Origin of the sequence: Streptomyces mexicanus, from assembly GCF_902506575.1 — a bacterium.
GTDB lineage: Bacteria > Actinomycetota > Actinomycetes > Streptomycetales > Streptomycetaceae > Streptomyces > Streptomyces mexicanus.
In genome coordinates this window covers 4,306,927-4,332,750 of the sequence record NZ_LR732544.1, presented here as the reverse complement: position 1 = coordinate 4,332,750, position 25,824 = coordinate 4,306,927, and the positions used below count along the sequence as shown (strand labels likewise).

Below are 25,824 nucleotides of genomic sequence, written 5' to 3'. Positions count from 1 at the left end.
GCGGCACCTCCTGATGTCTTGCGTCGGTTCGATCAAACAGCATGAGGCCGCCCCCTGGTGTGGGGACGGCCTCATGACTGTGTCTGGTTTATCGCGTCTCGCGGTGCGCGGTGTGCGCGTTGCAACGCGGGCAGTGCTTCTTCATCTCCAGACGGTCCGGGTTGTTACGCCGGTTCTTCTTGGTGATGTAGTTCCGCTCCTTGCACTCCACGCAGGCCAGCGTGATCTTCGGGCGGACGTCGGTGGCAGCCACGTGAGTGCTCCTTGACGAACGGTTGACTAGAAATAACGCACATGAAGAGTAGCCGATCGACGGACCGACCCGGCAATCGGCTACTGAGAGTAGCGGTGACCGGACTTGAACCGGTGACACAGCGATTATGAGCCGCTTGCTCTACCGACTGAGCTACACCGCTGCGATGCGATCGGGCCCCGCCTTGCGGCGGGTACCTCTCACATCAGAGCCCCAAAACGGAATCGAACCGTTGACCTTCTCCTTACCATGGAGACGCTCTGCCGACTGAGCTATTGGGGCGAGCGATGAAGACATTACACGGTCCGCCGCCGTTCGCCCAAATCCGTTCCCGGGCCGTTCCCCGACCCCTGCCCGATTGCCGCACGTCCACACGTCCGCGCCCCTGGCACCGCCCGCGCCTGACGCGTGCTCGGCCGCTCGGCCGCTCGGCCGCCGGGCCAACCGTCCTACCGGGCTTCGGCCACACCGGTACGACTATTGCGCTCCTCCCCCGTCCCGCGCGGCGGCCACCCTAGGCTCGTCGCACTGCGTGATCTTGTGTCCGCGCCCTGCCGTCGTCCCCTTCCCCCCTCGCCGTCCCTCAGCTGGAGTGCGATGCCTCCCGGTCAGCAGCAGCCACCTCCCTCGTCCTCCTCCCCGGGCCCGTCCGGCCCGCCGGACCCGGGCGTCCTGCTCCTGAGCGGTGCCCGGCTGACCGACGGGCGCACCGTGGACGTCCGTCTGTCCGACGGGCGCATCGAGGCGGTCGGCACGGCGGGCAGCCTGGGCACCGCAGGGCGGACGGGCAGGCGGGGCGCGGGCCCCCCCCGTGGCGCGCGCGAGGGCGACGACGGGTCCCGGGTGGACCTGAGCGGCTACCTGCTCCTGCCGGCCCCCGCCGGGCCCCACGCGCACGCCGACACCGCCCTGACCGCCGACGGCGACGGGCCGGTGTCGTACGCCCCCGAGGACGTCCAGCGCCGGGCGATCGAGGCCGCGCTGCTGCAGCTGGGCCACGGCGCGACCGCGCTGCGCGCGCACGTGCGCGTGGGCGACGTCCAGGGCCTGGGTGCCCTGAGCGCGGTCCTGCAGGCCCGGCGGGCGCGGCGCGGGCTCGTGGAGCTGACGACCGTGGCGGTGCCGCGCGTGCTGACCGGGGCGGCCGGCGCGGACGGGCTGGCGATGCTGCGGGAGGCGGTCAAGATGGGCGCGTGCGTGGTCGGCGGCTGTCCGGACGTGGACCCCGACCCCACGGGCTACGTGGAGGCCGTCCTGGAGGTGGCCTCCGAACACGGCTGCCCGGTCGACCTGCACACCGACGGCACGGACCCGGCCCGTCTGGCGCGCATCGCGGCGATGGCGGGCGGCCTGCGTCCGGGGGTGACGCTGGGCCCGTGCGGCGGCCTGGGCCGGCTGCCCGCCGAGGCGGCCGCGCGGGCGGCGGACCAGCTGGCCGCGGCCGGGGTGACCGTGGTGTGCCTGCCGCAGGGCGGCTGCGCGGGCGCCGAGGGCCCCGGCACGGCCCCGGTACGGCTGCTGCGGGCGGCCGGGGTGCGGGTGGCCGCGGGCAGCGGCGCGCTGCGGGACGTGTCGAACCCGGTGGGGCGCGGCGACCCGCTGGAGGCCGCCTATCTGCTGGCCGCCCGGCACGGACTGCGCCCCGAGGAGGCCTACGACGCGGTGAGCGCTTCGGCCCGGGCGGTGCTCGGCCTGCCCGAGGTGCGGGTGGAGGCGGGATTCCCCGCGGAACTGCTCGCGGTGCGCGGCGAACGGCTGGCGGGCGCGCTCTCGCTCGCCTACAGCCGCATGGTGGTGCACCAGGGGCGCGTGGTGGCGCGCACGAGCGCGGTGCGGGAGTTCTGCGACTCGGCGGCATCGGTGGAACTGGGACTGCCGCGGCAGGGCCGGGGCGAGCTGTCGTAGCGGCCGGGACCGGCCGGCTGCCGACCGGTCCAAGATCGGCCCGGTGACCGGCTCCCCCTGACCGACCCTCAGCCGGCCGCCCGTTGCGGCCGGTCGTGGGGGTCGGTCGTGCGGCGGATGCGGCCACGGTCGTGCGGCGGATGCGGCCATCCGGGCGTACGGTCGGAAACATGCGCATTGTCATCGCTGGTGGTCATGGTCAGATCGCGCTACGGCTGGAGCGGCTGCTCGCCGCGCGCGGGGACGAGGGGGCGGGCATCATCCGCCGTGCCGAACAGGCCGACGACCTGCGGGCGGCCGGCGCCGAACCGATCGTGCTGGACCTGGAGTCGGCCTCGGTCGAGGAGGTCGCGGAGCGGCTGCGCGGCGCGGACGCGGCCGTGTTCGCGGCGGGCGCGGGCCCGGGCAGCGGCGCGGCCCGCAAGGACACCGTGGACAAGGGCGCGGCCGTGCTGTTCGCCGACGCCGCGGTCAGGGCGGGCGTACGGCGCCTGCTGGTGGTGTCGTCGATGGGCGCGGACGCCCGGCACGAGGGCGACGAGGTCTTCGACGTCTACCTGCGCGCCAAGGGCGCGGCGGACGACCACGTACGCGCTCAGGACGCCCTGGAGTGGACGATCCTGCGACCGGGCGCGCTGACGGACGACGCCGGTACCGGCCTGGTCCGCCTGGAGGCGCACACGGGCCGCGGCTCGATCCCCCGCGACGACGTCGCCACGGTCCTGGCCGAGTTGGTGGACACCCCGGCGACGGCGGGCCTGACCCTGGAACTGGTCAGCGGCTCGACCCCGGTGTCGGTGGCGGTGAAGTCCGTGGCGGGCAACTGAGCGGCCGCCGGCGGTGGTGGGCGGTGGCGGGCTAGAACAGCGGGAGCTGACCGGGGAACTCCGGAACAACGTACCCGTCCAACGACGGCTGGACACCTTCCAGTTGCGCCACCCGCCGGGAGCCGGGGCAGGAGGTCAGCTCGCCGTTCTCCCGGGCACCGGGCGGATCGTGACGGGCGAACCGCCCGGCCACGACGGCGATCTCCCGGCGGCACTCGGGGCAGTGTCTGCGACGCGAGGACATGGGGCCAGTGTGCACCGGGGCACTGACAGCGACCGCCCGCTCGGATGCTCCCGCATCAACGATACGGATGCCCCCCATCAACGAAGAGACCCCCTCCGCTCTGCGTTTCCGCAGTTCGGAGGGGGTCTTCCCCAGTGTGGCGGCGCTAGGATTCGAACCTAGGAAGGCTGAGCCGGCAGATTTACAGTCTGCTCCCTTTGGCCGCTCGGGCACACCGCCGGGGATGCTGCCGTTCGAACCGCCTTTCGGCGGTGCTCCCTGGCAACGACGTAAACAATACCCGATGCCGAGGGGTGCTTCGCCACCCCATTGATCCGCACCGCCGGAGCGGGGGGTGGCTAGGCTGGTGCGGATGCGCCCGGGAACCGAACGCCGGACTCGGCGGCCTCCCCGCGGACGCCGACACGCAGCTGGAACGCACCCCGACATACCCCGAACAAGGAGCCACAGGACATGGCCGACTCCAGTTTCGACATCGTCTCGAAGGTCGAGCGGCAGGAGGTCGACAACGCCCTCAACCAGGCCGCCAAGGAGATCTCGCAGCGCTACGACTTCAAGGGCGTGGGTGCCTCGATCTCGTGGTCCGGTGAGAAGATCCTCATGGAGGCGAACTCCGAGGACCGGGTGAAGGCTGTCCTCGACGTCTTCCAGTCCAAGCTGATCAAGCGCGGCATCTCGCTGAAGGCCCTGGAGGCCGGTGAGCCGCAGCTGTCCGGCAAGGAGTACAAGATCTTCGCCTCGATCCAGGAGGGCATCTCTCAGGAGAACGCCAAGAAGGTGGCGAAGATCATCCGTGACGAGGGCCCGAAGGGCGTGAAGGCCCAGGTGCAGGGTGAGGAGCTGCGGGTCAGCTCCAAGAGCCGTGACGACCTGCAGGCCGTCATCGCGTTGCTGAAGGGCAAGGACTTCGACTTCGCGATGCAGTTCGTGAACTACCGGTAGACGACGGGCCGGCGGGACACCGCGACGAGGCACCACAAGGGGTGGGCACCCGGCCGGAATCCGGGTGCCTACCCCTGTGGTGTGCGCGCGGGTGCGGTGCGCGCTCGGCGCGCTCAGTCGCGTGAGTTGCCGAACAGGAGCCGGTAGGCGATCAGCAGCACCAGCGAGCCGCCGATCGCCGCGGCCCAGGTGGCGCCGTCGTAGAAGTTCCGCGAGATCGGGTGGTCCAGCCAGCGGGCCGAGATCCAGCCGCCGATGAACGCGCCCGCGATGCCGATGAGGGTCGTGCCGATGAAGCCGCCCGGGTCGCGCCCCGGCAGCAGGAGCTTCGCGATGGCCCCCGCCAGCAGCCCCAGGATGATCCACCCGATGACGCTCATAGCCTGAACCCTGCCCTTCCCGGCCGCCGTGCGCGCGGTCGTGCGTGCCCCGCGCGTCTTCGCGCCGCGTTGCTGGAGAAGACGCTACGGCCGCGGCCCACGGTTGCGCCGGTCACGGCCGGTCGTCAGCGCGTCGCGAAGGGCTGGTCGGTGCGGACGATCTCGCGGCCCAGCGGGAGCAGCGAGACCGGGATCAGCTTGAAGTTCGCTATGCCGAACGGGATGCCGATGACCGTCAGGCAGAGGATGACGCCCGTGACGATGTGGGTGATCGCCAGCCACCAGCCGGCCAGGAGCAGCCACAGGACGTTGCCGATGCAGGAGGGGGCACCCGCGTCGCGGCGCTCGACGGTGGTGTACCCGAAGGGCCACAGGGAGTAGACGCCGATCCGGAAGGCCGCTATGCCGAAGGGGATGCCGATCACGGTGACGCACAGCAGCACCCCTGCCAGGAGGTAGCCCAGGAACAGCCAGAAGCCGCTGAGGACCAGCCATATGACGTTCAGGATCGTCTTCATCGCAGGGGGCCTGCCATCTGCTCGAGCCGGGCGATGCGCTCCGCCATCGGCGGGTGGGTGGAGAACATCTTCGACAGCCCCTGGCCCGGGCGGAAGGGGTTGGCGATCATCATGTGGCTGGCGGTCTCGATACGGGGCTCCGGGGGCAGCGGGAGCTGCTGGGTGCCCGTCTCCAGCTTGCGCAGGGCGCTGGCCAGGGCGAGCGGGTCGCCGGTGAGGCGGGCGCCGGACGCGTCGGCCTCGTACTCCCGGGAGCGGCTGATGGCCAGCTGGATCAGGGAGGCCGCGAGCGGGCCCAGGATCATGATCAGGAGCATCCCGAACAGGCCGGGGCCCTCGTCGTCGTCGGAGCGGCCGATGGGGATCAGCCAGGCGAAGTTGACCAGGAACATGATCACGGAGGCGAGGGCGCCGGCGACGGAGGAGATCAGGATGTCGCGGTTGTAGACGTGGCTCAGTTCGTGGCCGATGACGCCGCGCAGCTCCCGCTCGTTCAGCAGGCGCAGGATGCCCTCCGTGCAGCACACGGCGGCGTTGCGCGGGTTGCGGCCGGTGGCGAAGGCGTTGGGGGCCTCCGTCGGGGAGATGTACAGGCGCGGCATGGGCTGGCGGGCCTGCGTGGACAGGTCGCGGACCATCCGGTACAGGGCCGGGGCCTCGAACTCGCTGACCGGGCGGGCGCGCATGGCGCGCAGGGCGAGCTTGTCGCTGTTCCAGTACGCGTACGCATTGGTGCCGAGGGCGACCAGGACGGCGACGACCAGGCCGGTGCGGCCGAAGAAGCTGCCGATGACGATGATGAGGGCGGACAGTCCCCCGAGGAGTACTGCGGTCCTGAGCCCGTTGTGCCGGCGGTGCACGGTACGCCCTCCAAGTGGTGCGGCAGGGGAACCCTTCGCTTGCTGCTGAGGTGTGCCACTGGTGCCGTGACGTGTCGTGGTGTCCCGTCCAGTGGACCCTTTCGTACTGGTCAACGCCAGGCGGCCGCCGCGGGTTCCCTGGCGCGTCGGACGGCGCGCGGGCCGTCCGGGTGAGCTGCCTCGCCGGCCGGCACGCGCGCGTGGTGCTCGCCTGCCCGCACGCGCGCGTGCCACGCGCGAGGTGCGGCCGGGCCGGGAGATCGCCGGGGTCCGCCGGCAGGCGCGTGCCGTGCCGTCGCGTGCCGGCGGGCGCCTCAGAACAGGGTGCCGCCGGCGAAGCGCAGGACCAGTTGGGGGGCGCCGGACAGGGCGACGGCGAGGACCGCGGTCAGGGTGATCGCGGCGGTGAGGGGGGCCGGGACGCTCAGCCGTACGGGTTCGCCCTCCGGGGCGCGGAACAGCAGCGCCGTCCACTGCAGGTAGTAGTACAGGGCGACGACGACGTTGACGGCCATCACGACGGCGAGCCAGCCCAGGCCCGCGTCGACGGCCGCGGAGAACACGGTGACCTTCGCGAACAGGCCGATGACGCCCGGCGGCAGCCCGGCCAGGCACAGCAGGAAGAACGCCAGGAGCAGCGCGGTGACCGGGTTGCTTGCGTACAGACCGCGGTAGTCGGCGACGCGGTTGCGGGCCCGGCCGCGGCCGACGAGCGCGGCGACGGCGAAGGCGCCGAGGTTCACCGCGGCGTACATGAGGGCGTAGGCGACCGTGGAGCCGATCGACTTCTGCGGGTCCTTGGAGTAGCCGGCCGCGGCGATCGGCACCAGCAGGTAGCCGGCCTGGCCGACGGAGGACCAGGCCAGCAGCCGGATCGCGCTGTACGCGCGCGTGGCCTGCTGGCGCAGGGCGCCGACGTTGCCGACGGTCATGGTCAGCGCCGCGAGCACGGCGAGCGCGGGGCCCCAGGCGGCGGAGTACGAGGGGAACGCGACGACGGTGACGAGGATCAGGCCGGTGAAGCCGACCGCCTTGCCGACGACCGACAGGTAGGCGGCGATCGGCAGGGGGGCGCCGACGTAGGTGTCGGGCACCCAGAAGTGGAAGGGGACGGCGGCGGTCTTGAAGGCGAAGCCGACGAGGGTGAGGACGACGCCGGTCTGCGCGAGGGTCTGCAGCTGCCCGTCGACGTGCTGGATGCGGTCGGCGATCCGGGTGAGGTAGAGGGTGCCGGTGGTGGCGTAGACGAAGCTGACGCCCATCAGACTGACGGCGGTGGCGGTGACCGAGGACAGGAAGAACTTCAGGGCCGCGTCCGAGGACCTCCGGTCGCCGTGCCGCAGGCCGACCAGGGCGAACGCGGGCAGCGAGGCGACCTCCAGGGCGACGATCAGGGTGGCCAGGTCGCGGACGGCGGGCAGCAGGGCCGCTCCGGCGGCGGAGGACAGCAGCAGGAACCAGAACTCGCCCTCGGGCAGTCCGCCGCGGGCGTCCTTGAGCGCCGTGACCGACAGCAGGGCCGCCAGGAGGGCGCCGCCGAGCACCAGGAACTGGATGACCAGGGCGAAGTGGTCGGCGGTGTAGCTGCACAGCTCCGGGTGGCCGGTGACGCAGAAGGTGCTGCGGTCGCCGTCCAGCAGAGGCAGCAGCAACAGCGCGGAGGCGGCCAGGGCGGCGACCGACACCCAGCCGAGGACGGGCTTGCGTGTCCGGGGCACGAACAGGTCGGCGACGAGGACGACCAGGGCGGCGACCGCGGTGAGGGTGGGCGGCGCGATCGCGAGCCAGTCGACGGACTGGACCAGCGACACGGCCGGCTGGGCCAGGGCGCTCATCGGGTGCCTCCTGCGAGGAACTGCTGCACGGCCGGGTCGGTGAGCCCGAGCAGGGCCTTGGGCCACAGACCGGCGAGGACGGTGAGGACGACGAGAGGCGTCCAGGCCGCGAACTCGAAGCCGCGCACGTCGGCGAGTTTCGGGGTCTCCTGCGGCAGGGCGCCCATGCAGACGCGGCGGACCACGACGAGCATGTACGCGGCGGTCAGCAGGGTGCCGAACGCGCCGATGGCCATGAAGGTGAGGAAGGCGGGCCGGCTGAGGTCGGCGGCGGGCCGGAACGCGCCGAACAGGGCCAGCATCTCGCCCCAGAATCCGGCGAGGCCGGGCAGGCCGAGGGAGGCGACGGCGCCGAAGGCGAGCAGGCCGCCCAGGCGGGGGGCCCTGCCGTACAGCGCGGCACCCGTCTGCTCGGCGAGGGCGTCGAGGTCGGTGGTGCCGGTGCGCTCCTTCAGGCCGCCGACCAGGAAGAACAGCAGGCCGGTGATCAGGCCGTGGGCGATGTTGGCGAACAGGGCGCCGTTGACGCCGGTCGGGGTCATGGTGGCGACGCCGAGCAGGACGAAGCCCATGTGGCCGACGGAGGAGTAGGCGATGAGCCGCTTCAGGTCGCCCTTGGCGCCGCGCCGGGCCAGGGCCAGGCAGGCCAGGGACCCGTAGACGATCCCGACGACGGCGAACGCGGCGAGGTAGGGCGCGAAGGTGTGGAAGCCGTGCGGCGCGATCGGCAGCAGGATCCGGACGAATCCGTACGTACCCATCTTCAGCAGGACGCCGGCCAGCAGCACCGATCCGACGGTCGGGGCGGCGGTGTGGGCGTCGGGCAGCCAGCTGTGCAGCGGCCACATCGGCGACTTCACCGCGAGCCCGATCCCGATCGCCAGAACGGCGATGACCTGCACGGACGCGGTCAGTGACCGGCCGTTGTCAGTGGCGAGTGCCACCATGTCGAACGTGCCCGCCTTGATGCCGATCAGGAGCAGGCCGAGCAGCATGACGACCGAACCGAGCAGGGTGTAGAGGATGAACCGCCAGGCGGCGGCCCGGCGTCCCTCGCCGCCCCAGCGGGCGATGAGGAAGTACATCGGGACGAGCACCGTCTCGAACGCGAGGAAGAACAGCACGAGATCGAGGACGGCGAAGGTCGCGAGCGTGCCGGACTCGAGCAGGAGCAGCAGCGCGACGAAGGCCTTCGGGGTGGGGCCTGCCGGGGTCTTGAAGTAGGAGTACAGCGCGCAGAGGAAGGTCAGCAGCGCGGTCAGGACGACGAGGGGGAGCGAGATGCCGTCGATGCCGAGGTGGATGCGCACGTGGAGTGCGGGGATCCAGCTGATGTCGGTCGTGGCCTGCATCCTCGACGGGTGGGCGTGGTCGAAGCCGATCGCGAGGACGATCGCGGCGAGAAGGACCGCGCCGGTGACGATGACGCCGTGCCGGAGCACGGCCTGCTCGGGCGACTTTCCCTTCAGCCCGGGCGGGGCCGGCAGGAGAGCGGCGAGCGCGCCCAGGAGCGGGGCGACGACGACGAATGCCAGAAGGAACTGCATCACGGACTCGCTGATATCGATCACGCCTGCTCACGCTCCCGTGGCGACGAGGACGGCGGCGACCGCCAGGACGACGGTGCCGGCGAGCAGCGCGCTCACATAGGTCTGCACATTGCCGGTCTGGGCCCGCCGTACGGCGGCCCCCAGCAGCCGGGGCAGGGCCCCCGCGCCGCGTACGTAGGTCTCCACGACCTCCCGGTCGAGGAACCGCACGAGGCTCGCGCCGGCCGTCACCGGGCGGACGAACAGCGCCGCGTACACGGTGTCGAGGTGGAAGCCGGCGGCCGCGTGCCGGTGCAGCGGGCCGAGCAGCAGGCGTCCGGGGTCGGCCGGGTCGGGCGCGTAGGCGATGTCGCCGTAGGCGGGCTCGTGGCTGGCGATGGCCTCGGACTCGACGAGTCCGGCGTCGGCCTCCGGGTGAGCCGCCACCGCGCCGAGGGGGGCGCGGGCGGCGAGCGCGGTGGTGTGCCGCCAGGCGCCGTAGGCGAGGACGCCGCCGGCCACGGCGAGGCCGGTGCCGAGGACGGAGGTGGTCAGGGCCGGGGCGAGGCTGCGGCCGTCGAACCAGTCGGGCAGGACCCGGAAGGCCAGCCCGCCGAAGGCCAGGGAGGGCACGGCGAGCACCCACAGCACGGCGTTCATGACCACCGGCTGCCGGCCGTGGCCGGGGGCGTCCGCGCCCCGGCCGCGGAAGGCCAGCAGCCACAGGCGCATCGCGTACGCGGCGGTGAGCAGCGCGGTGACCAGGCCGGCGACGAGGACGATCCAGCCGGCTGCGCCGGGGGCGTGGCCGGTGTGGCCGGTGGCCACGTGCTCGGCGGCGCCGAGGACGGTCTCCTTGGAGAAGAAGCCGCTGAAGGGAGGGATCGCGGCGAGCGCGAGCAGCGCCACGGTCATCGTCCAGTAGGCGTCGGGGACGCGGTCGCGCAGGTTGCCCATGCGGGACATGGCGGCCAGCGAGTTGGTGCCGGCGGCGTGGATGACCACACCGGCGGCGAGGAAGAGCAGCGCCTTGAAGGCGCCGTGGGACAGGAGGTGGAAGACGGCGGCACCGCGGTCGCCGACGGCGAGGGCGCCGGTCATGTAGCCGAGCTGGCCGATGGTCGAGTAGGCGAGGACGCGTTTGATGTCGTCCTGGGCGAGCGCGGCGAGCGCGGAGCCGGCCATGGTGACGGCGGCCATGACGGCGAGGACCACCATCGCGGCGGAGGACGCCTGGAAGACGGGCAGCAGCCGGGCGACGAAGTAGACACCGGCGGCGACCATCGTCGCGGCGTGGATCAGCGCCGAGACGGGGGTGGGACCGGCCATCGCGTCGGGCAGCCAGCTGTGCAGCGGGAACTGCGCCGACTTGCCCGCCACGCCCGCCAGCAGGAGCAGCGCGACCAGGGTCGGGTGGTGCAGGTGGCCGCTCGCGACGGCGCCGAGGACCGTGGTGACGCGGAAGGAGCCCGCGTCGCCGGCCAGGGCGAACAGTCCGATGAGGAAGGGCACGTCACCGAGCTTGGTCACCAGGAACGCCTTCAGGGAGGCGGCGCGGGCCTGGGGCGTCTCCCAGTAGTGGCCGACCAGGAAGTAGGAGCAGATGCCCATGACCTCCCAGCCGACCAGCAGCACGATCAGGTCGCCGGAGTAGACGACGAGCAGCATCGCGGAGGTGAACAGGGAGACCAGAGCGGCGTAGGAGGGGTAGCGCGCGTCGTCGCGCAGGTAGCCGGTGGAGTAGAGCTGCACACAGGTGGCGACGACGCCGACCAGGACGGCGACGAGCGCGGCGAAGCCGTCGATGTGCAGGGCCAGCTCGATGGGGACCGAGCCGGTGGGCGTGAGCTGGGTGGCCGCGTCGACGGCCCGGCCGCCGCCCTGGCCGGCCGCGACGAGCACGGTCAGGACGAGGGAGGCGAGCGTCGGCAGGACCGCCAGCGGGCGGACGAACCCGGGGGCGGTGCGGCCCAGCAGCAGGCCGGCGACGGCACCCAGGAACGGAAGGAGGGGGACGAGAACGGCGTAGGTGGTCGTGGTCACGCGGTGGCCTCAGCCTTCTCGGCGCCCGGCGCGGTCGCGGCGGCGCTGTCGGAGCCGTCGGAGTCGTCGGAGCCGTCACCGGGGCCCTCGGCGGCGTCGCGGAGCCGGTCGATGTCCGAGGTGCCGCGGTTGCGGTGGACGGCGAGGACGATCGCCAGGCCGATGCCGATCTCGGCGGCGGCGATGGCGATGGTGAACAGGGTCAGGGCCTGGCCGGAGTGCAGGGTCTCGCGGGCGGCCTTGCTGAGCCAGACGTCGAAGGCGACCAGGTTGAGGTTGACCGCGTTGAGCATCAGCTCGACGGACATCAGCACCAGGATCGCGTTGCGACGGGCGAGGACGCCGTACAGGCCGGTGCAGAACAGCAGGGCGGACAGGACGGCGGGGTAGACGAGGTGCATCAGCGGGCGCCTTCCTCGGCGGCCTGCTCGCCGCGGGCCTCGGGGACCTGGGGGGCGGCGGCGTCCGCCTTCGCCTTGCGGGACAGGACGATCGCGCCGACCAGGGCGGCGAGGAGGAGGACGGACAGGGCCTCGAAGGGCAGCACCCAGTTCTGGAACAGACTGGCGCCGGTGACCGCGGTGGAGCCCGCGGCGGCACCGTCCAGGTCGATCCAGGTGGTGCGGAAGGCGTCGACGACCACCCAGACCAGGGCGGCGGCCGCGGCGACGGCCACGACGAGGGCGGCCCACCGGTTGCCGGAGTCGGCGTCCGGGGAGCGGCCGATGGGGGCCTTGGTGAGCATCAGACCGAACAGCAGGAGGACGACGACGGAACCGACGTAGATGAGGACCTGCACCCAGGCGATGAACTCGGCGGTCAGCAGCAGGTACTCGACGGCGAGGCCGCCGAGGGTGACCACCAGCCACAGGGCGGCGTGCACCAGCTGCTTGGTGGTGACCGTGACGAGGGCGGCGCCGAAGGTGGCCAGGCCGACCAGGAGGAAGGCGATCTCGACGCCGGTGGGCGACAGGAAGCCGGGATGCGCGGCGGCGAGGGTCACGACTCTCCTTCCTGCGGCTCGGCGGGGGCGGTGGGTTCTTCCTGCGCGGCCTGCTGCTGGGCGGCCAGCTTCTGGGCGGTCTTGCGGGCCGCGGCCAGCTCCTTCGGCTCCTCCGCGCCCGGGTCCAGCGCGGGCGGCGCCGGCACGGTCCACATCCACTCGCGCAGCTTGTCGCGCTCGTGGGTGAGGTCGCGGATGTCGGTCTCGGCGTACTCGAACTCCGGGGACCAGAACAACGCGTCGAAAGGACAGACCTCGATGCAGATACCGCAGTACATGCACAGGGAGAAGTCGATGGCGAAGCGGTCGAGGACGTTGCGGCTGCGTTCACGGCCGCCGGGGGTCGCCGCCGGGATCGTCTCCTTGTGGGAGTCGATGTAGATGCACCAGTCCGGGCACTCGCGGGCGCACAGCATGCAGACCGTGCAGTTCTCCTCGAACAGGCCGATCACGCCGCGGGAGCGGGGCGGCAGCTCGGGCTGGGTGTCCGGGTACTGCTCGGTGACGGTCTTCTTCGTCATCGTGCGCAGGGTGACGGCCAGTCCCTTGGCGAGGCCGGAGCCGGGGATCGACGGACGGGGCCGCCCGGAGGGCGTCGTCGAAGGGCGGTGGTCGGGCGACGGTCGGGACACTAGGAGATCACCACCTTGACGATGCCGGTGAGGGCGATCTGGGCGAGGGAGAGGGGGACGAGGAGCGTCCAGGAGAGCTTCTGGAGCTGGTCCTCGCGCAGCCGCGGGTAGGTGACGCGCAGCCAGATGACGACGAAGGCGAGCACAGCCGTCTTCAGCAGCGTCCACACCCAGCCGAGGCCGTCGGCGCCCCACGGCCCGTGCCAGCCGCCCAGGAACAGGACGGTGGTCAGGCCGCACAGGACGACGATGCCGGCGTACTCGGCGAGCAGGAACAGGGCGAAGCGCAGGCCGGTGTACTCGGTGTACGCGCCGAAGATGATCTCCGAGTCGGCCACCGGCATGTCGAACGGCGGGCGTTGCAGTTCGGCGAGGCCGGCCACGAAGAACACGATCGCGCCGACGATCTGCCAGGGCAGCCACCACCAGTGGAAGGCGTCCAGGATGCCGGTCAGGGAGACCGTGCCGGCCGCCATCGCCACGGAGGCGGCGGCGAGCAGCATCGGCAGTTCGTAGGCGAGGAGCTGGGCGGCGGTGCGCAGACCGCCGAGGAGGGAGAACTTGTTCGCGGAGGCCCAGCCGGCCATGAGGGAGCCGAGCACGCCGACGCCCATCACGGCGAGCACGAAGAAGACACCCGCGTCCACCGCCTGGCCGACGGCGCCCCGGCCCGGGCCGATGGGGATCGCGAGCAGGACGAGCAGGTACGGCAGCAGGGCCACGGCCGGGGCGAGCCGGAAGATCCGGCGGTCCGCGCCCGCGGGGACCACGTCCTCCTTCTGCGCGAACTTCACCCCGTCCGCGACGAGCTGGGCCCAGCCGTGGAATCCGCCGGCGTACATGGGGCCCAGGCGGCCCTGCATGTGGGCCATCACCTTGTGCTCGGTCTGACCGACGATCAGCGGGAAGGCGAGGAAGACCACGAAGACGACCAGGAGTCGCAGGGCGACGTCGGCCACGCCGTTCACTGCGTGCCTCCTTCGGGGGCTTCGGGGGCTTCGGGGTTCTGGGTCCTCTCCCTTCTCCTTCAGCCCCTCCTCCTCCCCCCCTCCCCCCCTCTCCTCCTCCTCCTCCCCTCTCTCTTTCTTTTCCTTTTCTTCCTCCCTTTCCTCCCCCCAACCCCAATTCATCTTCGTTTAGATCCAACTCACCCATATCTGATCTCACCCTAATTTATACTTTAATTTTTTTTTAATCTCACCCCCCCTCCCTTTCTTTCCTCTTCCTTCCTCATCTTCTTCTTCATCTTTCTCTAAGATACAGCCTCTGGGGCCGCGGGTGTGGCTTCCTGGGTGTCCTCTGCCGTGGGCTGTGCGCGCTCTGCCGTGGGCCGCGGGTCCTCTGCCGTGGCCTGTGGCTTCGGTCGGCGTTCCTGCTCCGGTTCGTCGAAGGCCGGGCGGGCGTGGTGCCAGGGAGCGTCCGAGCTGCGCGGCGCGCGGGCCGCGGGCGGCTCGGCGGCCGCCGCCCGCTGGGATGCCGAGCCCTCGCTCGCCCGGCGGGCACGGCGCGGCCCCGCCGTACCGGCGGCACCGCTTGCACCGGCGCGCTGGGACGCCGAACCCTCGGACGCGCTCCGCACGCGGCGCGGGCCGGCCGGCGTGGTCGGCGCGGCGGGCTCGTGGGCCACGGATGCCTCCGCGGCCGGTCCCTCCGCGGCCGGGGTCTGCGGCGCGGCGCCTTCGGCCACCTCCTGCTTCCGCGCGGCGGCGCTCTCGCTCTCCGCCGCATCCGGGGCCGGGGCCGACGCCGAAGGAGCCGATGCCGATGGCGATGCCGGTGCCGGAGACGACGCCGACTCCGTCTGGCTCGCCGAGCCCTCACTCGCCTTCCGCATACGGCGCGGCCTGGCGGCACCGGCGGCGGCACCGGCGGCGGCACCACCGGTGTCCCCCTGTGACGGAGTCCCCGTCGCAGCCCCCGTCGCGGCCCTGTCCGCCGCGGCCTCCGCGCCGGTCGTCGCCCCGGCCGCCGCCTGGCTCGCCGAGCCCTGGGCGGCCGTGCGCGTGCGGCGCACCGGGCGTTCGCCCGCCGCGCGCCCCGCGGCCCCCGCGGCCCTGGCGGGCCGGGCCGGGGCGGGCGGAAGCTGCCCCTTGAGGGGTCCCCACTCGTTGGGGTCCGGGACGCCGGGCGGCAGCATCTGGCGGCGCCTGGGACCGCCGTGGTCCGATTCGCCCGGTTCCTTGGCGCCCGGCCAGGCCTTGGCGACCCGTGCGGCCAGGACGAAGTCCTTGCGCAGCGGGTGCCCCTCGAAGTTCTCCGGCAGGAGCAGGTGGTCCAGGGACGGGTGGTCGGTGAAGTCGACCCCGAACATCTCGTGGGTCTCCCGCTCGTGCCAGGCGGCGCCCGCGTAGACCTCGATCGCGCTGGGCAGGACGGGCGCGCCGTGCGGAACCGTCGTGCGCAGCAGCAGCCGCCGCACCGGGGCGAGCGCGGCGACGTGGGCGCACACCCGCAGGCCCGTGCCCGGTTCGTCGACCGCGCTGAGCCAGTCGAAGTAGGTGCAGCCCAGTTCGTCGCGGGCGGTGCGCAGCGCGGGCACCCACGCGGTCGGCGGCACGTCCACCGTCAGGACGTCGTAGGACTCCTCGGCCGTGGCGTCGGCGCCGAACAGCTCCTCGGCGGGCGCGGGCAGCCAGCCGGTGCCAGCCCCGCTCATCGCGCACTCCCCTCGTCCGCGGCCCCGGGCGCCGCCGGCGGCTTCACCAGCCCGCTCTGCAGCGCCCCGGCCGACGCCCTGGGCGGCGTGCCGTACCGCTCGCCCAGCGACTCGCGCGCGATCTTCTCCTGGAGTTTCAGGATGCCCTGCAGCAGCGCCTCGGGGCGGGGCGGGCAGCCGGGGACGTAGACGTCCACCGGGATGATCTGGTCGACGCCCTTGGTGACGGAGTACGAGTCCCAGTAGGGGCCGCCGCAGTTGGAGCAGGCGCCGAAGGAGATGACGTACTTCGGCTCGGGCATCTGCTCGTACAGGCGTTTGACCGCCGGGGCCATCTTGTCGGTGACCGTGCCGGACACCACCATCAGGTCGGCCTGGCGCGGCCCGGGCGCGAACGGGATGACGCCGAGCCGGATGAAGTCGTGGCGGGCCATCGACGCGGCGATGAACTCGATCGCGCAGCAGGCGAGGCCGAAGTTGAACACCCACAGCGAGTAGCGGCGGCCCCAGTTCAGGATCACCTTCATCGGCTCGGGGGCGAGCCGGGACAGGGCGCCCAGGCGCTTGGGTTCGGGAAGCAGCACCGGCTCCGGCTCCGGCGCCGGCGGAGTCGAGGCGTTCACGTCCATGCCAGGACTCCCTTCTTGTAGGCGTACAGCAGGCCCACGGCCAGGAAGCCGAGGAAGACGAACATCTCCACCAGCGTCGCCGCGCCGTAGCCGGGGGCGGCGAAGACGGTCGCCCAGGGGAAGAGGAAGATCGAGTCCACTGCGAAGATCACGTACAGGAAGGCGTAGACGTAGTAGCGGACCTGGGTGTGGGCCCAGCCCTCGCCGACGGGGTCGACGCCGCACTCGTAGGTCAGCAGCTTCTCCGGCGTGGGCACCACCGGGCGCAGCAGCCGGCCCGCGCCGAAGGCGACGGCGACGAACAGCACGCCCACGACCGCGAGCAGCCCCACGACCGAGTAGGAGTGGAAATAGTCCGCCGCGACGACGGTCGCCCCCCGCACCGTGTCCGGCAACGTCTCAGGCACCGTCCCTCGCTCCCTGACCTCATGGTGTCGCATTTCCGCACGCGCGTACGGATGTGTACGCACTTTCCGTACGCACGGGAGTCTAGGCCCTGATAAAGAGACGGTAAGCGGCCCGTCGCACCGTGAGACGGGGCTGCCGCGCATGTGAGACGCCCCTGTCGCCGCGAGCGAGGCGAGACCGCCGCCCCAAGCGAGGGCAGGCTGCCGCCACAAGCGAGGGCAGGCTGCCGCCGCATGCGAGGCGAGGCTGCCGCGCAAGGCGGACGAAACGGCCCCGCAGGCAAGGCGGACGAGACAGCCGCGCAGGGCGGACCAAGCAGCCGCGCGCGGAGGACGAAGCGGACGCTCAGAGGCGGCGAAGCGGCCTCGCACAGGGGAGCGAGGTGGGGTTTTCCCCCGCCCGTCAGGGCGGCCGACCTCATGGCGCCCCGGCTCGCCGCACGGCACGCTGATGCCCATGACCGCACGCATCCCTGCTGCCGGCCCGGCGGACTCCGGCACCGAGGACACCGACCGCGACCGGTTGCCGCCGGCCCGTCTCGCCTTCCCCCCGTCCACCTGGAAGGAGATCGCGTACCTGCTGGCGAACCTGCCCGTGGCGCTGTTCGGGTTCGTCTACGTGGTGACCGTGCTGAGCGTCGGCGCCGGCATGACCGTCACGGTAGTGGGTCTGCCCCTGCTCGCGGCCGGGCTGCTGGGCTCGCGCCTGTTGGGCCGCCTGGAGCGGGCGCGGGCCCGGGCACTGCTCGGGGTGCGCGTCGAGGAGCCGAGTCCGCTGCCGCTGCGCCGCGCCAAGGGCGGGTTCGGCCGGCTGTGGATGGTGCTGAAGGACCCGGTGGGCTGGCGGGCGGCGCTGTACGCCTTCATCCGGCTGCCCTGGGGCATCCTCACCTTCACGGTCGTCGTGCCGTCGCTGTTCGTGCTGTGGCCGGTGCTGCCGTTCATCTCCCGGGGCCTGTCGAACGTGGACCGCGCGATGGCCCGGGGGCTGCTGTCGCCCTCCGACGAGCTGGAGCGCCGGATCGCCGAACTGGAGTCCGATCGGGGCGTGGTGGTGGACACGGCCGCCGCCGACCTGCGGCGCATCGAACGCGACCTGCACGACGGCGCCCAGGCCCGCCTGGTCAACCTGGCCATGGGGCTGGGCCTGGCCAAGGAGAAGCTGCTGGAGGACCCCGACGCCGCCGCCGCGATGGTGGAGGAGGCGCACGGCGAGGTGAAGCTCGCCCTGCAGGAGCTGCGGGACCTCGCTCGCGGCATCCATCCGGCCGTCCTGACCGACCGCGGCCTGGACGCGGCCCTGTCCTCGGTGGCCTCCCGCTGCACGGTGCCGGTGAAGGTGACCGCCGACCTGGACACGCGCCCGGCCGAGGCCATCGAGGGCATCGCCTACTTCACGGTGTCCGAGCTGCTGCAGAACATCAGCAAGCACAGCGGGGCCACGGCGGCCACGGTGGACGTGTGGCGGTCCGAGGACCGGTTGCTGATCCAGGTGTGGGACAACGGCCGCGGCGGCGCCCGCCTGGAAGGCGGCTCGGGCATGCGCGGTCTGGCGGAGCGGCTGGGCGCCGTGGACGGGCTGTTCGTCCTGGACTCCCCCGTGGGCGGCCCGACGACCGTCACGGCGGAGCTGCCCTGGCGGGACCGGAGCGGCACCCCGGCCGGGGGCGCGGGCGGCCACCGCGGGTGAGGTGGGGAAAACCCCCCGCTCAAGACGCCGACGCGCTCCATGGCCCGGCCGCCCGCGGCCGAGCAGGCTGAAGGTACGGCAGGACGCCGCAGGACCGGGCACGACGAGGAGAACGGGACACGCCGATGACCACCCACTACGGACCGCAGTACGGATCCCGGTCCGGACCCCGGTACGAACCCCGGACCGGATCCCAGTACGAACCCCGGTCCGGATCCCAGTACGGACCCCGGTACGAGTCGCCGTACGAATCCGGGTACGAGTCGCCGCACGGATCCCGGTACGGCTCACCGCACGGATCGCCGTACGGCCCGGGGTCCGGCGCGGGCGGTGGCCACGGCTACGCGCCCGCCCGGCGCCACCGGCTGCCCGCCGGGCTGCGGGCCCCGTTCGAGGCCCGCAGCTGGCGCGAACTGGGGTACGTGCTGCTCGGGCTGCCGATCTCCGTCGTGCTGTTCTCGTACGCCGTCACGATGGTGTCGCTGGGCGCCGGCCTGCTGGTGACGTTCCTGGGGATCCCGGTGCTGGCGGCGGCGCTGGCGGGCTGCCGCGCCTTCGGGATGCTGGAGCGGGCCCGGGCGCGCGGACTGCTCGGCCTGGAGGTCGCCGAGCCGGAGCCGCTGCGGCCCCGCACCGGCAGCGGCCCGCTGGCCTGGACCGGAGCGGTGCTCAAGAGCGGCGCCTCCTGGCGGGCCCTGCTCTACGCGGTGCTGCAGTTCCCCTGGGCGGTGTTCTCCTTCTGCGTCGCGCTGACCTTCTGGAGCACCGGCTGGTCGCTGCTGACGTACCCGCTGTGGTTCTGGGTCTTCCCGATGTGGGCGGGCCAGGGCGGCATCCAGCTCTACGGCGACGACCACCACCGGGTCTACCTCGACAACCCCTTCGAGATCACCGTGACCGCCCTGGTCGGCCTGCTGTTCACGCTGGCCACGCCGTGGATCGTGCGGGCGCTGACCACGGTGGACCGGCTGCTGGTGCACGGGCTGCTCGGGCCGTCGCGGCTGTCGGCGCGAGTGGTGGAGCTGGAGTCGGACCGGGGCGTCGTGGTCGACACGGCGGCGGCCGACCTGCGCCGCATCGAACGCGACCTGCACGACGGCGCGCAGGCCCGGCTGGTGGCCCTCGCGATGGATCTGGGGCTGGCGAAGGAGAAGCTGGCCCAGGACCCCGAGGCGGCGGCGCGCATGGTGGACGAGGCGCACGGCGAGGTGAAGACCGCGCTGCAGGAGCTGCGGGACCTGGCCCGCGGCATCCATCCGGCCGTCCTGACCGACCGCGGCCTGGACGCGGCGCTGTCCGCGGTGGCCTCGCGCTGCACCGTGCCGGTGCAGGTGGACGTGGACCTGGCGGAGCGGCCCGCCGCGGCCATCGAGGGCATCGCCTACTTCACGGTGTCCGAGCTGCTGCAGAACATCAGCAAGCACAGCCGTGCCCGGTCGGCGTCCGTGGACGTGTGGCGGTCCGAGGACCGGCTGATGCTGCAGGTCACGGACGACGGGGTCGGGGGCGCCGCGGTGTCCGCCGGGTCGGGCCTGGCGGGCCTGGCCGAGCGGCTGGACGCGGTGGACGGGATCCTGGTGGTCGACTCGCCGGCCGGGGGCCCCACCCGGGTGACGGCGGAACTGCCCTGGCGGCGCTGAGCGCGCGCAGTCGACCGACGGCGGCCTGCGGGCCGCGGCTTGCACGGCCGCGGCCCGCGGGCCGAAACGTGTGGAAAGCGCCCCCCGATGAGCCCCCGTGCTTCGCCCGGCGCGGCGCGCCGCGGTCCGAATGCTGGAATGCTGGACCACGTCGTCGTTGTCATACCGACGGCCGAGGGCCGTCGGCACACCGACGGGCCGGCGGCCGTTGCGACACCGACAGCCGGGAGCCGTCGTCACACCGGCGGCCGAGGGCCGTCGGGACACCGGCGGCCGTGGAAGCGAGGCAGCGAGGCTGTGGGGGGCCGAGGATCGTGGAGGACAGGGTGCGGGTGGTCATCGCCGAGGATTCGGTGCTGCTCAGAGAGGGCCTGACCAGGCTGCTGACCGACCGCGGGCACGAGGTGGTGGCGGGTGTCGGCGACGCCGAGGCGCTGATCAAGACCATCACCGAGCTGCACGACGAGGGACAGCTGCCCGACGTCGTGGTGGCGGACGTACGGATGCCGCCGACGCACACCGACGAGGGGGTGCGGGCGGCGGTGCGGCTGCGCAAGGACCACCCGGACCTCGGCGTGCTGGTGCTGTCGCAGTACGTGGAGGAGCGGTACGCCACCGAGCTGCTGGCCGGCTCCAGCCGCGGGGTCGGCTATCTGCTCAAGGACCGCGTGGCCGAGGTCAGGGAGTTCGTGGACGCGGTGGTGCGGGTGGCGCAGGGCGGTACGGCGCTGGACCCGGAGGTGGTCGCCCAGCTGCTCGGGCGCAGCCGCAAGCAGGACGTGCTGGCGGCCCTGACCCCGCGCGAGCGCGAGGTGCTGGGGCTGATGGCCGAGGGCCGGACGAACTCGGCCATCGCTCGGCAGCTGGTGGTGAGCGACGGCGCGGTGGAGAAGCACGTCAGCAACATCTTCCTGAAGCTCGGCCTGTCACAGAGTGACGGGGATCACCGGCGTGTTCTGGCCGTCCTCACTTATCTGAACTCCTGATCGTTGACACTGAGTCAGTAAGCCCGCCTCGAGCCGATCGCGGGCGGGAGGCGAGGCCACGTGTCCAGACTCCCGGCGGAGGAGCCGACCGAGGAGCGAGGGACCGGACGCAAGGAGGTGCGCGGGGCCGGAGGCGGCAAGGCGCGCAGGGCCGGACGCGCGAAGGCGCGGAGGCCGGCGCGCGGAGGTGCGCAGGAGCCGGCACGGCGTGACAGAGCAGGGCGACACAGCAGGACACCGGGCCGTCTCACGGGTGCGTCCAGTATGCGAACCACGCAGGGAAGGCGAACCTGACGGTCGTAGGGTTGATTCCGGGAAGGGTCTTCCGCGAAGGCCGCTCCCCCACAGCCGCCTCGAAGGAGGTCCAGTTCAGTGACCAGCCAGGTCAGCAGTCCAGCGGAGCAGGCCGACGGAGCCGTCGTAGGAGAGCAGCGCAGGGCGGCCGGGACGAAGGACGTCCGCCGTCTGGACCGGGTGATCATCCGGTTCGCGGGTGACTCGGGTGACGGTATGCAGCTCACCGGCGACCGTTTCACCTCCGAGACCGCGTCGTTCGGCAACGACCTGTCGACGCTGCCGAACTTCCCGGCCGAGATCCGCGCCCCCGCAGGCACCCTGCCGGGCGTGTCCTCCTTCCAGCTGCACTTCGCGGACCACGACATCCTCACCCCGGGCGACGCGCCGAACGTGCTGGTGGCGATGAACCCGGCCGCCCTGAAGGCGAACATCGGCGACCTGCCGCGCGGCGCGGAGATCATCGTCGACACCGACGAGTTCACCAAGCGCGCGATGCAGAAGGTGGGCTACGACGCCTCCCCGCTGGAGGACGGCTCGCTCGACGGCTACACCCTGCACCCGGTGCCGCTGACCACGCTGACGGTGGAGGCGCTGAAGGACTTCGACCTGTCCCGCAAGGAGGCCGAGCGCAGCAAGAACATGTTCGCGCTGGGCCTGCTGAGCTGGATGTACCACCGGCCGACCGAGGGCACCGAGAAGTTCCTGAAGACCAAGTTCGCCAAGAAGCCGGAGATCATGGCGGCGAACATCGCCGCGTTCCGGGCGGGCTGGAACTTCGGCGAGACCACGGAGGACTTCGCGGTCTCCTACGAGGTCGCCCCGGCGGCCAAGGCGTTCCCCGTCGGCACCTACCGCAACATCTCCGGCAACCTCGCCCTGGCCTACGGTCTGATCGCCGCCTCGCACCAGGCGGACCTGCCGCTGTTCCTGGGCTCGTACCCGATCACCCCGGCCTCGGACATCCTGCACGAGCTGAGCCGGCACAAGAACTTCGGCGTGCGGACCTTCCAGGCCGAGGACGAGATCGCGGGCATCGGGGCCGCGCTGGGTGCGGCCTTCGGCGGCTCGCTGGCGGTGACCACGACGTCCGGTCCGGGCGTGGCGCTCAAGAGCGAGACGATCGGCCTGGCCGTGGCCCTGGAGCTGCCGCTGGTGATCGTGGACATCCAGCGCGGCGGCCCGTCGACCGGCCTGCCGACCAAGACGGAGCAGGCGGACCTGCTGCAGGCGATGTACGGCCGCAACGGCGAGGCCCCGGTCCCGGTGGTCGCCCCGCGCACCCCGGCGGACTGCTTCGACGCCGCCCTGGACGCGGCCCGGATCGCGCTGACCTACCGCACGCCGGTGTTCCTGCTGTCCGACGGCTACCTGGCCAACGGCTCCGAGCCGTGGCGCATCCCCGAGCTGGAGGAGCTGCCCGACCTCAGGGTGCGGTTCGCGCAGGGCCCCAACCACACCCTCGCCGACGGCACGGAGGTCTTCTGGCCGTACAAGCGCGACCCGCAGACCCTGGCCCGGCCGTGGGCGGTGCCGGGCACGCCGGGCCTGGAGCACCGCATCGGCGGCATCGAGAAGCAGGACGGCACGGGCAACATCTCCTACGACCCGGCCAACCACGACTTCATGGTCCGCACCCGCCAGGCCAAGGTCGACGGCATCGAGATCGCGGACGTCGAGGTCGACGACCCGGACCAGGCGCGCACGCTCGTGCTGGGCTGGGGCTCGACGTACGGGCCGATCACGGCGGCCGTGCGCCGGCTGCGCGAGGAGGGCCGGCCCATCGCGCAGGCGCACCTGCGCCACCTCAATCCCTTCCCGAAGAACCTGGGGGCGGTGCTCGAGCGGTACGAGCGCGTGGTGATCCCGGAGATGAACCTGGGCCAGCTCGCCACCCTCGTCCGGGCCAGGTACCTGGTGGACGCCCACTCCTACAACCAGGTCAACGGCATGCCGTTCAAGGCCGAACAGCTCGCCACCGCTCTCAAGGAGGCCATCGATGGCTGAGACGTCCACCCAGGGCACGGGCACGGTCGAGGCGCTCTCCCTGGTGCCGAAGGCCGGGGCCCGGCAGTCCATGAAGGACTTCAAGTCCGACCAGGAGGTGCGCTGGTGCCCCGGCTGCGGTGACTACGCCATCCTCGCGGCCGTCCAGGGCTTCCTGCCGGAGCTGGGCCTGGCGAAGGAGAACATCGTCTTCGTCTCCGGCATCGGCTGCTCCTCCCGCTTCCCGTACTACATGAACACCTACGGGATGCACTCCATCCACGGCCGCGCCCCGGCCATCGCCACCGGCCTGGCGACCTCGCGGCGCGACCTGAGCGTGTGGGTGGTCACCGGTGACGGCGACGCGCTGTCCATCGGCGGCAACCACCTGATCCACGCCCTGCGCCGCAACGTCAACCTCAAGATCCTGCTGTTCAACAACCGGATCTACGGCCTGACCAAGGGCCAGTACTCGCCGACCTCCGAACTCGGCAAGATCACCAAGTCGACGCCGATGGGCTCGCTGGACGCGCCCTTCAACCCGGTGTCGCTGGCGATCGGCGCGGAGGCGTCCTTCGTGGCACGCACCATCGACTCCGACCGCAAGCACCTGACGGAGGTGCTGCGGCAGGCGGCCGCCCACCCGGGCACCGCGCTGGTCGAGATCTACCAGAACTGCAACATCTTCAACGACGGCGCCTTCGACGCCCTGAAGGACAAGCAGCAGGCCGAGGAGGCCCTGATCCGCCTGGAGCACGGGCAGCCGATCCGCTTCGGCTCCGAGGGCGCCCGCGGGGTCGTACGCGACCGGCAGACCGGTGACCTGCGGGTGGTCGACGTGACGCCGGACAACGAGGCCGACATCGTCGTCCACGACGCCCACGCGGCCTCGCCGACCACGGCCTTCGCCCTGTCCCGGCTGGCCGACCCGGACACGCTGCACCACACGCCCATCGGCGTGTTCCGCTCCGTGGAGCGCCCGGTCTACGACACCCTGATGGCCGACCAGCTCGACACCGCGATCGAGCAGCGCGGCAAGGGCGACCTGGCCGCCCTGCTGGCCGGCGGCGACACCTGGACGGTCGTCGGCTGAGTCCGCCGACGTTCACAGACGTCCGACCGACGTCCGGCGGGGTCCACCGCCTTCCGGCGACGCGACGTCCGCTCACGAGGCCCGGGAACGTGCTTCCCGGGCCTCGTCGTATGCGCGCCGGGCGTCGAGCACGGCGTCCATGCGCCGCTCGGTCCATTGCGCCAGTGCCCGCACCTGCTCCGCGGCCTCGCGGCCCAGCCCGGTCAGGGAGTAGTCGACGCGCGGCGGGATGACGGGCTGTGCGTCCCGGTGGACGAGGCCGTCGCGCTCCAGGGTCTGGAGCGTCTGCGTCAGCATCTTCTCGCTGACGCGGCCGATCGCCCGGCGCAGTTCGCCGAAACGGTGCGGCCGCTCCAGGAGCCGGATCAGCACCAGCACGCCCCAGCGGCTGGTGACGTGCTCCAGGACGAGCCGGTGGGGGCACAGGGCCTGGCCGTCACGCGTTCCGTCACTCACCGCCATGCCAGTACCTTACTTCAAGGTGGGTACTTTCTTCTGGTTAGCGCTTCCTTTAGGGTCGGTGTCGGACCACACGCCCCCACTTACGGAGATCCCATGAGCATCGTCGTCACCGGAGCCACCGGACACCTCGGCCGCCACGTCGTGGAGCAGCTGCTGGAGAAGGTGCCGGCCGAGCAGATCACCGCCGTGGTCCGCACCCCCGAGAAGGCCGCCGACTTCGCCCGCCGCGGCGTGCGGATCGCGGTGGCCGACTACAACGCGCCGCAGACCTTCGACGGCCTGTTCGCGGCGGGCGACCGGGTGCTGCTGATCTCCGGCAACGAGTTCGACAAGGGGCGGGTCCAGCAGCACCGGGTCGTCATCGACGCCGCCAAGGCGGCCGGTGCCGCCCTGCTCGCCTACACCAGCGCCCCGAGCAGCCTGAAGGCCGCCCTCGCCGACGACCACCGCGCCACCGAGGAGGCCCTGCTGGCCTCCGGGCTGCCGTACACGCTGCTGCGCAACGGCTGGTACCACGAGAACTACACCGAGAACCTCGCCCCGGTGCTGGAGCACCACGCCGTCGTCGCGGCGGCCGGTGAGGGCCGCGTGTCCTCCGCCTCCCGCGCGGACTACGCGGCGGCCGCCGTGGCCGTCCTGACCGGCGAGGGACACGAGAACCGGGCGTACGAGCTAGGCGGCGACACCGCGTGGAGCTTCGCGGAGTACGCGGCCGAGCTGAGCCGGCAGACCGGCGAGGAGATCGTCTACAACGCGGTCACGCCGGAGGCCCTCACCGGCATCCTGACCGGCGCGGGCCTGCCCGAGCCGCTGGCCGCGATCTTCGCCGGCGTGGACGCCTCGATCGCGAAGGGCGAGCTGGAGGTGACCTCCGGCGATCTCGCCCGCCTGATCGGCCGCCCGGCCACCCCGCTCGCCGACGCGATCGCCGCCGCGCTGAAGGGCTGACCCTCCCGGCCCCGCCTCTTATACACATCTGACGCCGCCGACGACCCCCCCCGCTGCGATGT

Annotated in this window: 25 protein-coding genes and 3 tRNA genes; 9 read left to right on the top strand and 19 right to left on the bottom strand. The window is 72.3% G+C overall.

The window, feature by feature from the left end:
* Positions 1-88: 88 nt before the first annotated feature.
* The 3 genes from rpmG to GV126_RS19405 all read right to left on the bottom strand — a co-directional run bounded on the left by rpmG (position 89) and on the right by GV126_RS19405 (position 535).
* Entirely contained in the window at positions 89-253 is a 165-nt protein-coding gene (gene rpmG / locus GV126_RS19415) for a 50S ribosomal protein L33 (RefSeq protein ID WP_003948671.1), read from the bottom strand.
* A gap of 90 nt (positions 254-343) precedes the next feature.
* Positions 344-416: transfer RNA gene (locus GV126_RS19410), tRNA-Met, on the bottom strand.
* Positions 417-462: 46 nt separating this feature from the next.
* A tRNA-Thr gene (locus GV126_RS19405) sits at positions 463-535 on the bottom strand.
* A 315-nt stretch (positions 536-850) separates the two neighbouring features.
* Between GV126_RS19405 and GV126_RS19400 the strand changes: the two genes are divergently transcribed.
* Together GV126_RS19400 and GV126_RS19395 are read left to right on the top strand one after the other, a co-directional pair.
* Positions 851-2,158, top strand: a complete 1,308-nt coding sequence (locus GV126_RS19400) for an amidohydrolase family protein (RefSeq protein WP_159668447.1) — start codon at positions 851-853, stop codon at positions 2,156-2,158.
* 170 nt (positions 2,159-2,328) lie between these two features.
* The gene (locus GV126_RS19395) at positions 2,329-2,985 is read left to right on the top strand and encodes an SDR family oxidoreductase (RefSeq protein WP_159668444.1); all 657 of its coding nucleotides are present in this window, start codon (positions 2,329-2,331) and stop codon (positions 2,983-2,985) included.
* Positions 2,986-3,016: 31 nt separating this feature from the next.
* On the opposite strand, the gene GV126_RS19390 is transcribed toward GV126_RS19395, so the two are convergent.
* Together GV126_RS19390 and GV126_RS19385 are read right to left on the bottom strand one after the other, a co-directional pair.
* Positions 3,017-3,229 carry a hypothetical protein gene (locus tag GV126_RS19390; protein ID WP_159668441.1) on the bottom strand — a complete coding sequence of 71 codons (213 nt, stop codon included), beginning with the start codon at positions 3,227-3,229 and terminating at the stop codon, positions 3,017-3,019.
* A gap of 137 nt (positions 3,230-3,366) precedes the next feature.
* Positions 3,367-3,448: transfer RNA gene (locus GV126_RS19385), tRNA-Tyr, on the bottom strand.
* A gap of 234 nt (positions 3,449-3,682) precedes the next feature.
* On the opposite strand from GV126_RS19385, the gene GV126_RS19380 reads away from it, so the two are divergent.
* The gene (locus GV126_RS19380) at positions 3,683-4,171 is read left to right on the top strand and encodes a YajQ family cyclic di-GMP-binding protein (RefSeq protein ID WP_159668438.1); all 489 of its coding nucleotides are present in this window, start codon (positions 3,683-3,685) and stop codon (positions 4,169-4,171) included.
* 113 nt (positions 4,172-4,284) lie between these two features.
* On the opposite strand, the gene GV126_RS19375 is transcribed toward GV126_RS19380, so the two are convergent.
* The 13 genes from GV126_RS19375 to GV126_RS19315 all read right to left on the bottom strand — a co-directional run bounded on the left by GV126_RS19375 (position 4,285) and on the right by GV126_RS19315 (position 16,696).
* Positions 4,285-4,551 (bottom strand): GlsB/YeaQ/YmgE family stress response membrane protein, encoded by a 267-nt coding sequence (locus GV126_RS19375; RefSeq protein ID WP_159668435.1) that lies wholly within the window; start codon positions 4,549-4,551, stop codon positions 4,285-4,287.
* Between the two features lie 125 nt (positions 4,552-4,676).
* Positions 4,677-5,069 (bottom strand): YccF domain-containing protein, encoded by a 393-nt coding sequence (locus tag GV126_RS19370; RefSeq protein ID WP_159668432.1) that lies wholly within the window; start codon positions 5,067-5,069, stop codon positions 4,677-4,679.
* Positions 5,066-5,929 (bottom strand): zinc metalloprotease HtpX, encoded by an 864-nt coding sequence (gene htpX / locus GV126_RS19365; RefSeq protein WP_159668430.1) that lies wholly within the window; start codon positions 5,927-5,929, stop codon positions 5,066-5,068. Before htpX ends, GV126_RS19370 begins: the two co-directional genes overlap by 4 nt.
* Positions 5,930-6,243: 314 nt before the next feature.
* Entirely contained in the window at positions 6,244-7,764 is a 1,521-nt protein-coding gene (locus tag GV126_RS19360; protein WP_159668427.1) for an NADH-quinone oxidoreductase subunit N, read from the bottom strand.
* The gene (locus GV126_RS19355; protein ID WP_159668425.1) at positions 7,761-9,335 is read right to left on the bottom strand and encodes a complex I subunit 4 family protein; all 1,575 of its coding nucleotides are present in this window, start codon (positions 9,333-9,335) and stop codon (positions 7,761-7,763) included. The genes GV126_RS19360 and GV126_RS19355 overlap by 4 nt, the downstream gene beginning before the upstream one ends.
* A gap of 6 nt (positions 9,336-9,341) precedes the next feature.
* Positions 9,342-11,336 (bottom strand): NADH-quinone oxidoreductase subunit 5 family protein, encoded by a 1,995-nt coding sequence (locus GV126_RS19350; protein ID WP_159668422.1) that lies wholly within the window; start codon positions 11,334-11,336, stop codon positions 9,342-9,344.
* Positions 11,333-11,737, bottom strand: a complete 405-nt coding sequence (nuoK, locus tag GV126_RS19345; protein ID WP_028420816.1) for an NADH-quinone oxidoreductase subunit NuoK — start codon at positions 11,735-11,737, stop codon at positions 11,333-11,335. Before nuoK ends, GV126_RS19350 begins: the two co-directional genes overlap by 4 nt.
* Entirely contained in the window at positions 11,737-12,339 is a 603-nt protein-coding gene (locus tag GV126_RS19340; protein ID WP_159668420.1) for an NADH-quinone oxidoreductase subunit J family protein, read from the bottom strand. The genes nuoK and GV126_RS19340 overlap by 1 nt, the downstream gene beginning before the upstream one ends.
* Complete coding sequence (locus GV126_RS19335; protein ID WP_159673891.1) at positions 12,336-12,860, bottom strand: 4Fe-4S binding protein; 525 nt, start codon at positions 12,858-12,860, stop codon at positions 12,336-12,338. The genes GV126_RS19340 and GV126_RS19335 overlap by 4 nt, the downstream gene beginning before the upstream one ends.
* 110 nt (positions 12,861-12,970) lie before the next feature.
* Complete coding sequence (locus GV126_RS19330; RefSeq protein WP_159668417.1) at positions 12,971-13,939, bottom strand: complex I subunit 1/NuoH family protein; 969 nt, start codon at positions 13,937-13,939, stop codon at positions 12,971-12,973.
* 284 nt (positions 13,940-14,223) lie between these two features.
* The gene (locus GV126_RS19325) at positions 14,224-15,627 is read right to left on the bottom strand and encodes an NADH-quinone oxidoreductase subunit C (protein ID WP_236570050.1); all 1,404 of its coding nucleotides are present in this window, start codon (positions 15,625-15,627) and stop codon (positions 14,224-14,226) included.
* Positions 15,624-16,256, bottom strand: coding sequence for an NADH-quinone oxidoreductase subunit B (locus GV126_RS19320; protein ID WP_159668415.1), 633 nt, complete (start codon positions 16,254-16,256; stop codon positions 15,624-15,626). The genes GV126_RS19325 and GV126_RS19320 overlap by 4 nt, the downstream gene beginning before the upstream one ends.
* On the bottom strand, positions 16,247-16,696 hold the full coding sequence (locus tag GV126_RS19315) for an NADH-quinone oxidoreductase subunit A (protein ID WP_236570049.1): 450 nt from the start codon (positions 16,694-16,696) through the stop codon (positions 16,247-16,249). Before GV126_RS19315 ends, GV126_RS19320 begins: the two co-directional genes overlap by 10 nt.
* Positions 16,697-17,120: 424 nt before the next feature.
* Between GV126_RS19315 and GV126_RS19310 the strand changes: the two genes are divergently transcribed.
* From GV126_RS19310 to GV126_RS19290, 5 genes are all read left to right on the top strand, one after another.
* Positions 17,121-18,353 carry a sensor histidine kinase gene (locus GV126_RS19310; protein ID WP_159668412.1) on the top strand — a complete coding sequence of 411 codons (1,233 nt, stop codon included), beginning with the start codon at positions 17,121-17,123 and terminating at the stop codon, positions 18,351-18,353.
* Between the two features lie 125 nt (positions 18,354-18,478).
* Positions 18,479-19,993: a sensor histidine kinase gene (locus GV126_RS19305; protein WP_159668410.1), complete on the top strand. Its 1,515-nt coding sequence runs from the start codon at positions 18,479-18,481 to the stop codon at positions 19,991-19,993.
* Between the two features lie 326 nt (positions 19,994-20,319).
* A complete protein-coding gene (locus tag GV126_RS19300; protein ID WP_328707367.1) occupies positions 20,320-20,979 on the top strand; it encodes a LuxR C-terminal-related transcriptional regulator in 660 nt (219 codons plus the stop codon).
* A 372-nt stretch (positions 20,980-21,351) separates the two neighbouring features.
* Positions 21,352-23,280, top strand: coding sequence for a 2-oxoacid:acceptor oxidoreductase subunit alpha (locus GV126_RS19295; protein ID WP_159668405.1), 1,929 nt, complete (start codon positions 21,352-21,354; stop codon positions 23,278-23,280).
* Positions 23,273-24,352 (top strand): 2-oxoacid:ferredoxin oxidoreductase subunit beta, encoded by a 1,080-nt coding sequence (locus tag GV126_RS19290; RefSeq protein WP_159668402.1) that lies wholly within the window; start codon positions 23,273-23,275, stop codon positions 24,350-24,352. The genes GV126_RS19295 and GV126_RS19290 overlap by 8 nt, the downstream gene beginning before the upstream one ends.
* 72 nt (positions 24,353-24,424) lie before the next feature.
* Here GV126_RS19290 and GV126_RS19285 read toward each other — a convergent pair whose 3' ends face one another.
* Entirely contained in the window at positions 24,425-24,814 is a 390-nt protein-coding gene (locus GV126_RS19285) for a winged helix-turn-helix transcriptional regulator (RefSeq protein WP_159668399.1), read from the bottom strand.
* A gap of 93 nt (positions 24,815-24,907) precedes the next feature.
* Between GV126_RS19285 and GV126_RS19280 the strand changes: the two genes are divergently transcribed.
* On the top strand, positions 24,908-25,762 hold the full coding sequence (locus GV126_RS19280; protein ID WP_159668397.1) for an NAD(P)H-binding protein: 855 nt from the start codon (positions 24,908-24,910) through the stop codon (positions 25,760-25,762).
* The last annotated feature ends 62 nt before the right edge of the window (positions 25,763-25,824 follow it).